General features: G+C 63.1%; 10 protein-coding genes. 9 read left to right on the forward strand and 1 reads right to left on the reverse strand.

All coding sequences use genetic code 11. The features are described from left to right. Positions 1-291: 291 nt before the first annotated feature. A complete protein-coding gene (locus NVV99_RS25745; protein WP_260783236.1) occupies positions 292-666 on the forward strand; it encodes a hypothetical protein in 375 nt (124 codons plus the stop codon). 493 nt (positions 667-1,159) lie between these two features. After that, complete coding sequence (locus NVV99_RS25750; RefSeq protein WP_260783237.1) at positions 1,160-1,507, forward strand: hypothetical protein; 348 nt, start codon at positions 1,160-1,162, stop codon at positions 1,505-1,507. A 130-nt stretch (positions 1,508-1,637) separates the two neighbouring features. On the opposite strand, the gene NVV99_RS25755 is transcribed toward NVV99_RS25750, so the two are convergent. Then, complete coding sequence (locus NVV99_RS25755) at positions 1,638-2,267, reverse strand: class I SAM-dependent methyltransferase (protein ID WP_313906272.1); 630 nt, start codon at positions 2,265-2,267, stop codon at positions 1,638-1,640. Between the two features lie 330 nt (positions 2,268-2,597). Between NVV99_RS25755 and NVV99_RS25760 the strand changes: the two genes are divergently transcribed. The 7 genes from NVV99_RS25760 (at position 2,598) to NVV99_RS25790 (ending at position 10,769) form a co-directional block, all read left to right on the forward strand. Continuing rightward, positions 2,598-2,765, forward strand: coding sequence for a hypothetical protein (locus tag NVV99_RS25760; RefSeq protein WP_169833944.1), 168 nt, complete (start codon positions 2,598-2,600; stop codon positions 2,763-2,765). A 344-nt stretch (positions 2,766-3,109) separates the two neighbouring features. Beyond that, positions 3,110-4,495, forward strand: coding sequence for a cytochrome P450 (locus NVV99_RS25765; RefSeq protein WP_260783239.1), 1,386 nt, complete (start codon positions 3,110-3,112; stop codon positions 4,493-4,495). Between the two features lie 77 nt (positions 4,496-4,572). Next, positions 4,573-5,556 (forward strand): GAF domain-containing protein, encoded by a 984-nt coding sequence (locus NVV99_RS25770; RefSeq protein ID WP_260783240.1) that lies wholly within the window; start codon positions 4,573-4,575, stop codon positions 5,554-5,556. Positions 5,557-5,912: 356 nt separating this feature from the next. Beyond that, positions 5,913-6,272 (forward strand): hypothetical protein, encoded by a 360-nt coding sequence (locus tag NVV99_RS25775; protein ID WP_260783241.1) that lies wholly within the window; start codon positions 5,913-5,915, stop codon positions 6,270-6,272. A 356-nt stretch (positions 6,273-6,628) separates the two neighbouring features. Then, positions 6,629-7,024, forward strand: a complete 396-nt coding sequence (locus NVV99_RS25780) for a hypothetical protein (protein ID WP_260783242.1) — start codon at positions 6,629-6,631, stop codon at positions 7,022-7,024. Positions 7,025-7,090: 66 nt separating this feature from the next. Beyond that, positions 7,091-8,290 carry a site-specific integrase gene (locus NVV99_RS25785; protein ID WP_260783243.1) on the forward strand — a complete coding sequence of 400 codons (1,200 nt, stop codon included), beginning with the start codon at positions 7,091-7,093 and terminating at the stop codon, positions 8,288-8,290. Positions 8,291-8,411: 121 nt separating this feature from the next. Continuing rightward, positions 8,412-10,769 carry a site-specific integrase gene (locus tag NVV99_RS25790; RefSeq protein WP_260783244.1) on the forward strand — a complete coding sequence of 786 codons (2,358 nt, stop codon included), beginning with the start codon at positions 8,412-8,414 and terminating at the stop codon, positions 10,767-10,769. Position 10,770 lies beyond the last annotated feature (1 nt).

The raw sequence follows: 10,770 nt of genomic DNA on the forward strand, positions 1-10,770 counted from the left end.
CTGCTGCCGCGATTCCTGCTGCATAGTCAGGACAGGAGAAGGGATCACCGTCCTACACCACCTTCTGGGGCTTGACCCGGTTACACCCGGATTCGGCGACGACGAGCGGCAATCCGCGCGCGATTTGTACCTGCGAAGGTGATACGAGTTTGAGGTAGCTTCGATCTTGATCAACACTCCGATCCTTGATCCTGAAGGGGATGCTTAATGCTTGCTGGTTCGTCGGGGACCGCGGTCAGTCATTATTCGGACTGGTCAACCATTAATTGGATAGTCGGATATTCATGGCTCTTGACGGCGGTAGCGGTCGCGGCATTCGCGGTGACGATGTGGCTGGCCGCAGAAGACGAGTCTTCCATAGGGATTCGGGTGGGGTCTTTCGCGCTCGGCGCCGCCGCGGGCCTCATTCAGCTCCTCGCGCTGCGGGCCGTCGTCCGCCATATCGAACAGCTCAGATTGGCTGTCGGTCTGGCTCTGCTCGTCATCGTTGCTGTTGCCGGGCTGACCTATCTGGCCGCTCGCGCTCACATGAAAGGCCGGCACAATTACTACACCCCGGCGGTTCCGCTTCGCGCCTGGGTCGTCCCGGCGGGTCATCCCGGCGAGTGCCTCCACAACGCTGGCGATTGTTGTGCTCGTGATCGAATCGATTCGTCGAGTATCTGACCAACTGTCAATGGGAGCGGGTTCATTCGCGCTCGTGACAGTTGCTGCCGTGGTTTGGCTCGTCCTCCATCTGTGCACACCCGAAACGCGGTGATATCCCCGGAGTGTTCACCCAGTTGGTCGATTCCCAGTACGTGTGGTGGTATATCGACCGCACGTAGCGCCCCCCGGCTACGTGAGTAAGTCGCCCCTGTTGTCTGGCCTACCCCGCCACAGATGACAGGGGCGCGGTCATTTCAGGTGGTCGCCGGTGTTCTTCTTCGATAGCCGCCTTTCGGGGTGCGGTAATGGCGAAAGTGGGGCGACGGGAGGCAAGGCGTACTCGTCGTTCAGGGTGCGTATCTGGATGAGGGTTGCAACTATGCAAAACTCTATTGTAATGTTGTGAAGTGTTCGGTGGTGCGGCACCGCGAGGTTCTACGCCTCGGAATCCGAAACGCCTTGGCGAGCAGACACTGCCGATCAATCCATCCGACTACCTTGAGGAGGGCGCATGAACGCCTACGCTGTCGAGATCCAGGCCAGCACCGGATACGAGTTCAAGAGCCAGACCTTCACCATCGTTGTCGACGCCCCCAAGGGCTACGACCAGGCCGAGCGTCGTGGAATCCGCCGTGCGATCGAACGCGCGGCAGAGTGGAACGCCGAGCACCCGGAGGCGATCACTCCGCGCTTGACCGACACGAGCGCCTATCGCGTCGTCTCCATCCGCGCTCACGTCGACGACGTTGCAGTCGCTCCCGCGACTCCTGTCGTAGCAGGGCGGCACGGGGCAACCCTCGTTGTGGCAGTGGACCTGAACGCAGTCCTGGATGCCCTCGGCCAGCAGACGAAACGCTGACTGTTAGCTCGGGCCACCTGCCGCCTCACAGCTGTGCCCGTTGCGACCAGCGCATCCGCTGATACAGACACAGCGAAGGCCCCACGAGTTCTGCTCGTGGGGCCTTCGCTGATTTCCATGTCTTACCAGGTCAGCGCCCGGTCCGGTGTCTGCGTGGACCCCGCGCAGCAAACACTGCGACGGTGCCGATCACCTCGACCTCCACATTCTCGAACGCGGCCTCGAGCGCAGCCTCAAGTCCGCTCCGATCGTCCTGGCGGTTGCTGAAGATATTCGAGGCATCGTTGTAGATCGTGCTGAGCGCCTTGCCCGCGAGATTGTGTGTCACACCGCGGCCCAGGATCGTCGAACCGAAGAACACCCCCTCCTCGGCGGTGACGTCGGCGATGTGACCGAAAGCTACGCCCTTGTCCTGCCAGGCCCCCGGAACGCAGTGCATCACGAAGTTGGCCGCCACCGACTCGAATGGTCCGTGTTCGATGTCGATCGGTGCAAGAACGCTGCCGGTGTGCGCCGCCGCGACGATTCCGCGTTCGGCGAGGCGTCTCGAAGTGAGTTCCATCGTGGACGGATTCAAATCCATCAACGCGATCTCAGGCTCGGGGGTTGGGTACGTCGCGTTCTGGAGGTACCAGCCGGTGCCCGGTCCGATATCGAGATGGCGGCCGCTGAGATGGCGATCGTAGTGAGCAAGGAGTCGTTCGGTGGGGCAGCGCCAGACGAGGCCGTTACTCCACCGCAGAACGACCGTGTCGTACACGGCCAGCGCGGCTCTGTTGTAGAGCGCCGCACCGTCCTTCTCTGCCTGTGTGACTTCGTCCCGGGACATTGGATTCCTTCGCACTCGACATCGCCGGCCAGCTCTGCCGGACCGGACGATCCTAGTGCCGCGAGGGCGGCCTCCGCGGGTGGGGCGGCGATCTGTTCCACCCCACGTGAGCGGACTCCGGATCTGAAAACCGGAGGAGCCCAGCTGAGCTCGGCGCTTATCCGTGCTCACTTCGCGATGGCGACTCGCTGACGATAAAATGTTCTCTGAACTGGGAAAACGGCACGTCCCCTTTCGTATGCCGAATCTGAGAGGAACATCGTGAAGGTCGGCGATCTGGTGAAGGTTCATCCCCGCGGGAAGTCTGTATTCACTGTCATCGAGGTTGATGAGGGCAGCGGCACTGCGTTCATCGAAGCGGTGGAGGACAGTCCGGGGAGGTATCCGTGGACCGCTCGCCTGTCCGAGCTGGTGCCCGCAGATGAATAGCGTTTCAACACGATCGGCTCTTGTAGGCCGAGAGTGCCAGGGCGGTCCCGCATCCCAGTTCGTTCCGTGAAGAACCAGGAGCGTGTCCCGCCGGTCTGAAAGTTCGGCTGAGTGCTCTCGGGGTGTCCACAGAACGGCTCGTTGAACTGGGATGATGACACGTCCCCTCAGCCTATGTGAGCCGATTCGACGTGCCGCGACCCTGAGTCCCACGTCCGGTCAGGGATTCTGCGGATCGGGAGGGGGTACGGCACACTCTGGCCATGACTTCAGTGGGGAGTGCCCGTTCCGGTGAGGCCGCACCGACCAGCGAGGCAGAGGGAAGCGCCGGCGTAGAACCTCGGATGCCTCGACCGTCACGGCGGCTGCCGTTGCTCGGCGACGTGCTGCGTCTCGACCCGAAGCGACCGGTACAGCGCGAAATGCGGTTCGTGGAAGAACTGGGCGACGTCTTCGAGATCAGCATCATCGGCCGCAGGGTGGTCGTGGTCGGCGGCGGCGACGCAGCGGCAGAGGTCTTCGACGAAACCCGCTTCGCCAAGGCCGTGGTGCCCCCAGTGAGCAATCTGCGGGAGTTGGCCGGCGACGGGCTGTTCACCGCGTTCAACAGTGAGCCGGCCTGGGCTCAGGCCCACAACGTGCTGATGCCGGCGTTCAGCCAGGCATCGATGCGCAGCTACCACGACGCGATGGTCGAGTGCGTCGACCAGCTGTGCACCTACTGGACAGAATCGGCCGCACGCGGACCTATTGACGTCTCCTCCGACATGAACCGGCTCACCTTGGAAGTCATCGGCCGTACAGGATTCGGGTACAGCTTCGACTCGTTCGCTCCAGGCCGTCATCCGTTCGTCGAGGCGATGAGCCGGGCAATGTCGTACGTCTCGCAGACCGCGAACGATGTTCCTGTCATCCGGGAGATCCTGGGGTGGAAGGCGATGCGCCAGAATCCGAAGGACATCGCGTTGATGAAAGCCACCGTCGACGAAGTGATCGCCGCGCGGCGCAGCGGCGCGACACCGCGACAAGACGACCTGTTGCAGCGGATGCTCGAAAACCCGGACCCCGAAACCGGGGAGATGATGTCGGACCAGAGCATCCGCAACCAGGTTCTGACCTTTCTGATCGCCGGTCACGAGACCACAGCAGGATTGCTGTCGTTCGCCCTGCACTACTTGTCGCTCAATCCCGAGATCGTCGAACGGGCCCGGGAAGAGATCGAGCAGGTGCTCGGCACCGATGGTGCGCCGGTGCGATTCGAGCAGGTCGCCAAGCTCCGGTACGTCCGACGCATCGTCGATGAGACCCTGCGTCTGTGGCCGTCCGGCCCGGCCTTCTTCCGCAAGGCGCGGCAGGCGACCACTCTGGGCGGATATCCGATCCGCAAGGGCGAAACGATCCTGGTGGTGCTGCTCGCGCTGCACCGCGACCCCACACTGTGGGGCGAGGACCCGGAGCGGTTCGATCCGGATCGGTTCCTTCCCGCAACTGTGCGAGCGCGGCCTGCACACGCGTACAAGCCGTTCGGCGTCGGTGCTCGCGCCTGTATCGGTCGTCAGTTCGCCCTACACGAGGCAGTGCTTGCCTTGGCGCAGATCCTCACGCGCTTCGACATCGTGCCCAACACGGACTATGAGCTGACGGTCGAAGAGCTGCTGACGATCCGGCCCGAGAACCTGAAATTGGCCATGCGGCCCCGGGAGCAGCGCCGAATGCAGCACACCTCGTAAGAACGTAATCCTGGTTACACTCGCCCGTTGATCGAGATCAAATTGCAACAGGCGGGGGTCTGATGGGTACGTGGCATGTGATCGAGACGCTGACCGAAGGCGTAGCGACACTGGTGGCATCGGGGAACGAAGCGAAGGGGATGATCTCCACCAGGCGAAGCATCTCCCCAACGGCGGACATCCTTGTCGAACCGATCATCGAGCATGTACGTCAGACTCGTGAACCGTTCGACCGCGTCCTGCATTCAAAGCGCGCGAACCGCGCGTGGCGGTTCTACGCCTGGCCGATCATCGGGCCCTTCGGGGACGTGCACGGTATCCAGATGTGGGTCGGCGACCCGAAAGAGCCGATCGCAGAACGGCGGCTCACGTCGGGAGTGGTCTGGTCGACCACCGAGTGGCTGATTTATCAGACCTGGGAGTCCGGCGCGATGTCCGGCACCCTTCTCGAAGACTGGGTGCCCACTGCGTTGTCCTCGGACTACATCAACCGCGCGATCCACATGGAAAAAGAGCAGGACTTCTTGGAGATCGTCCTGACTCCGAAGCCGGATATGGCGCTGAGCACGTGGTTCTCGGTCCGGCACGATCACGGCCACGCGATGCAGTGGCAGGTCGTCCTGCGGCCTACCGCGGACGCGACAGCTGTGCGGGCGCTCTACCACGACTTCTCCGATGCCTACCCCCCGTCGATGCCGACGCTCGCCGAGCTGGGGCTGACGGAAGGGCTCGAGGGATCCAAGGTGCACGTCGCGCTGTTCGAGGCGCAGCGCGGTTCGATCACGCTGTGGATCGGCCGCGCCCCGGAATGGATCGAATGGCAGTACGCGCACCTGACAGGGCCGGTCGTGCACCCGGACGACCTGCCCGCCTTGCAGGACAGCGCGAAGCGAATCAATGCCGGAGAGGTCCCACGAACCGTGGACCTGGTCCAGTTGCATCGCGGCGACAACGAATGGGTGAAGTGCTCGGTGACGATGCGCCCGTTCCAGCTCAAGGACCGCCCTGCACACGCGGAGCTGACGCTCATCCAGGTTGTCCCCGCGGACGACCAATACTGAGCTCCCATCTGGAGTCACGGTGATGTCGGCGCGGATCGCGTCGGCATCACCGGCTCTCTCCGTGATGCTCGCGGTGCTGCGCAGCAGTAGAGGATAGAAGCGGGCTCGCGTTGTTCATGCACCAGCGAAGTTTGGCTGTACGGCCGGAACGCCGCGGCCACGAATCGCGCACATCCGGTGCAGGGGACGTGTCGTCACTCCAGTTCAAACGGTTATTCTGCGCGGCTCCGGTGCGGCAGGGTGCTCGATGAAGGGGGCCTGTCCGTCCGGTATGTGCGCGTGCGGACGCCGCGCGCTCGGCCGGTTCGGCAGCAACCCGCTTGACACTTTGCAAATTACGTTTGTAAGGTGTGGATATGAAAACAGACCGAAGTTCGCTCAATTCCCCTAACGTGCAAGGCAATGCAGCGGAATCGCAGAACTCATACCCGACCGCATGGTCAGGACGGGGTGACGCTGCGGAGGGTGGCTTCGATCCGGCTTCGCCGGACATCCGAGTGATCCTGGAACAGCTCAACAACGGTCCTACCGACGGTGGCTATGGGGCCGGTATCTGCTTCGAGCCGAGCGCACACAGGGCGGTCGGCGTCGGCGCCACGATCGACCCCGCGACCGGCTCCTTGATCATCGACGTCGACATGCTGACATTCGACCGCGCGATCGAGATGCGCATCGACTGCACCACCGTATTTCGCACCGCGGCGCGTACCAGCTGACTTCGCCCCAAGGCGTCTGCCGCCTCCGCGATCGACGAGCAGTGCGGTACTGAACGCAGTCAGACCCTCACAGCGCCACCCGCGCCGAGCGCTTCCGTAATCCGAGGTTGAGCCTGAATCCCTCGGTCCCGCTCGCCCGTCTATCTGCGCAGTCTCTGTGCCGCACAATCGCCGCCCCCGACGCCACACCCCGGGGCCGCCTCCTCCGTAATCACAGCGTCGAGTCCATCTCCGCTGCACACAGATCCCCTGCCAATCTCGCGGCGACCGTCTTCCCTTGCCGGACACGGTCTGCACATCACTGCCTTCCATTCCCATCACCGAAAAGAGCGCCCTTGAACGCTTCGCGTCTCCCCATGTCCCTCGATGACTCCGAATCCACTCCCAAGGTCGTGCTTTCCTACGGCCTCGGTGAAGACTCCACGGCGATCTTGCTCCGCTGGATTGCAGACCCCACCAGTCGAGACTTCGACCTTCAGGATCTGGCGGTTGTAGTGGCAATGACCGGCTCTGAGTGGGACAGCACTCGAATGGCAGTGGAAGAACACGTCCTGCCGCAGGTCTCCGCCGCAAGAATTCGCTTCATTCAGGTCGCACGCGGCCAGCGCCATGTCACGACAGCAGGAGACGGTGTCGTCGTCCTCAGCGACTCCCGAACGCCTACCCGGCTCTACATCGAGGGCGGATACTCCCTGTATCAGGAGATGACCGAGGCCGGCACCGTTCCCCAGAGCGGCGGCGCCAGATTATGAATAGTTGACTGCACCAATCGCCGTTGGCCCAAGATGGCCGACATCCTGGATAGAAGGAGTTGGTGCATGTCGGAGCTACGAAGGCAGTTGATGGAGGGCCAGGTCGACTGCGATCGGATCGGCGTGGTGTCCGCGGCTGAGACGAGATTTCCGCCGTACGTCGTGGTGGACCGTGCTGGTGCGGAGGTTGAGCCGATCACCCAGTACCTGCGTGATCTGGCGCTGAGTGATGTGAGCCCGTTGACCTGCCGGAGTTACGGCTATGACCTGTTGCGGTGGTTCCGCCTGCTGTGGATGCTCGACGTCGAGTGGGACCGAGCAACGGGGAGCGAGGTCGATGTTCTCGTCGGTTGGCTGAAGTCCGCGCCCAATCCTCAACGGCAACGGCAACGACGCTCTGGATCGGTTCCCGGAACCGTCAACGCTCGAACTGGGAAACCAGTGCTGGGGGAGGGCTATTCGCCCAGAACGATCAACCATGCGTTGAGCGTGGTCCACGGCTTCTATGCGTTCCATGCGCATTGTGGGCGGGGGCCAGTCGTCAATCCGGTGCCCTCGTCGCGGTCACGTCGTTCGGCGCTCGCTCACCGCAGCCCGCTCGAGGTCACGTCGCAGATCAGGCGTGCCAGATTGCGACAACGGGTCGTTCAAGCACCGCCGCGTGCGATTCCGGACGCTCTGTGGGAGGAGTTGGTTGCGGTGATGACATGTGATCGCGATCGCGCGCTCCTGCTGGCCTACGTCTCGAGCGGTGCCCGGGCCAGTGAACTTCTCGGTGTCGGAGTCGCCGATGTCGATTGGGCAGCCAGCCAGATGTATGTGACGTCCAAGGGGACACGGATCCGGCAGCCTGTTCCTGTCTCTGCGGAAGCGTTGCGCTACCTGGCCAAGTATCTCGACGCCGACGGGATCCCGGCCGCCGGCGAGCCGTTGTGGCGGACCCGTCGAGGTGACAAGCGTGCATTGTCGTACTGGGCCATGCGGCGGGTGCTCCAGCGGGCCAACGACGAGCTCGGCACCAACTGGACGCTGCACGACCTACGGCACACTGCCGCAACAAGAATGGCCAACGACCCGGGCCTGACCTTGACGGACGTGCAGGCAGTGCTGCGGCACGCCAGCATCGAGACCACCGGACGCTACACCGCCGTGCGGGTAGAAGACATCTTCGACAAACTGCAGGAGCACTACAATCGGCCCCGACCAGCGCCGGTGTACTCCGCGGGATACGCGGAAGAGGACATCAAGGCGGTGTTCGGTGGCTGAGAGCTACACCATGCGCAATCGTCGGTCCCCGTCGCGCCAGGACGATGACGCAGACCGTGCGAGACGGTCACGTTTCGCCGTCGACACAATCTCCCCGAGCCCATCGACGCCGTCCGGTCCAGTGCTCCCATTCGGCGACCTCGCCCAGGCGTCGATCGAGGAACTCGTCGAGTTGGCCGGATCTCCAACGTTCGGAGCGATGGGCAAATCGCTCGGCAAGCGTCGCCGAGGCACCAGGAGATTGCTGAACCACCTCTCCGAGTTCACCGGCGAGGCCTGGCAACAGCGATGGGAGGCCAGCGGGCTGAACGACCTCCCACGACCGGTCTCCGACCTCGCCGACAACAAGTACCACGGCTACGACATGACCTACGGACTCAAATCATTGCTGCTGATGCGACTGATCAAGCCATCGCTGCCGGCATTCCGCGTCAACAAGTTCGTCGACTACGCCACGCTCTTTCGTCGATCACAGCAAGATCCGTTGCTGGACAAGTTCTTCGATCAGGCTCGACAGACACGGTCCGGTACACGCCACCAGGACCGAGCGTTGTTCGACGTGTGCTGCGCACTGACCACCCAGGGCATCTCCCTGACGGATCTGACACCAGAAGGGCTGCTCCACTACGCGAACGAATGCCGTCGACACGACCTCGTCGTCGGCGCCCGCACCGGCAGCAACCGCTTCGCCGGCCTACTGGCCTGGGAGATCCTGCACCAGATGGGACACTTCCCGCCGGACACACCGCCCACGCTGCGGAGCTTCATCTACAAGGGGCAACGCACCCCGGAGCAGATGGTCGACCACTACGGCGTCCGCGACCCAGAAATCCGGCAACTGATCATCGACTACCTGCTGCGCAGGCAAAATGACACCGACTACAACACCCGAGACGGGCTCGCTCGCGCGATCGCCGGACGCTTCTGGGCCACGATCGAACGACTCTCACCAGGACACCGAAGCCTGACGATCCCACCCGAACTCTACGACCAGTGGCGAACCCACATCCGCCTGCGCCGTGACGGCACCCCTCGGATCGATGGCGGTCAGAGCGTCCTACTGCCGGTGCGCGCGTTCTACCTGGATATCCAGAGCTGGGCTCTCGAGGAACCGGAACGCTGGGGGAGATGGGCGGCACCGTGCCCCATCTCTCCGTCGGACCTCCGAGGAATGGGGGCTCAACGACGACGAATCAAAGAACGCATGACAGACCGGACCCGCCAGCGCCAACCACTGCTTCCGGCGCTCATCGCGCACCTCGACGACCGGTACGTCGACATTCGCAAACTCTACGAGACCGCGCGAGATACCCCACTCGGCGCGAACTTCACCCACGCAGGCCGGGCATACACCCGCCCGGACGAACGCCAAGACCGGCAGACCAAGGACGACACCTTCCCGATCGTGCGCGGCCGCGACCACGCAACCGGGCGCATCCGCAAGATCCACGAGGAAGAAGAATCCGCCTTCTGGGACTGGGCGCACGTCGAGGTACTACGCCACACGGGCATCCGCGTCGAAGAGCTAGTCGAACTCGCACACACCAGCATCCGCCAATACCAACGCCCCAACGGCGAAGTCATCGCGCTGCTCGTCATCGTGCCATCCAAGACCGACCGCGAACGGGTCCTCCCCATGTCCGCCGAGCTGTTCCACGTCATCGCGAAAATCATCACCCGCCAGACCGCGCAGGGGCCGATCCCATCACTCCCGCGGTACGACGGACACGAACGACTCTGGACGCCGCCGATGCCGTACCTGTTCCAACGCCAGATCGGAGAAGTCCGCAGGGTAACCAGCCCGGCAACCGTCCTCAACAACATCAGGAAGCAGTGCCAACTCCTCGCCGGGACCAACCCAGCCTTCCAAGACCTCCACTTCACCCCGCACGACTTCAGGCGACTGTTCGTAACCGATCTCGTCAACAACGGCCTTCCAATCCACATCGGCGCGGCGCTACTCGGTCACCTCAACCTCCAAACCACACAGGGGTACGTCGCCGTCTTCGAGGAACACGTGATCCAACACGTCCAACAGTTCCTTGACCGCCGACGCACCCTGCGTCCCCAGGAGGAATACCGTCCCACGACCGATGAGGAATGGGCGGAGTTCGAAGAACACTTCGACAAGCGCAAGGTCGAACTCGGATCCTGCGGACGCCCCTACGGAACTAGCTGCCAGCACGAACACGCGTGCCTGCGATGTAGCCAACTGCACGTCAACCCGAAGATGGTTGGCCGCCTCGACGAACTCGAAGCTGACCTGCTCGCCCGCAAACAACGCGCCATCGACGAGCACTGGCTGGGCGAAATCGAGGGGATTGATCGCACTCTGACGTGCCTACGCGGCAAGCGCGATGACGCCCGACGACTCGCGCACGGTAGTCGGATTGTCGCTCTGGGTGATCCCTCCCGGCGTTTCCGGAGAGCTCATGGTGTGAGCGCTTCCTCCGGATTGAGGGTGCGCATGCGATCGTAGT

It is taken from the genome of Rhodococcus sp. PAE-6 (genome assembly GCF_025290685.1).
Classification (GTDB): domain Bacteria; phylum Actinomycetota; class Actinomycetes; order Mycobacteriales; family Mycobacteriaceae; genus Rhodococcus; species Rhodococcus pyridinivorans.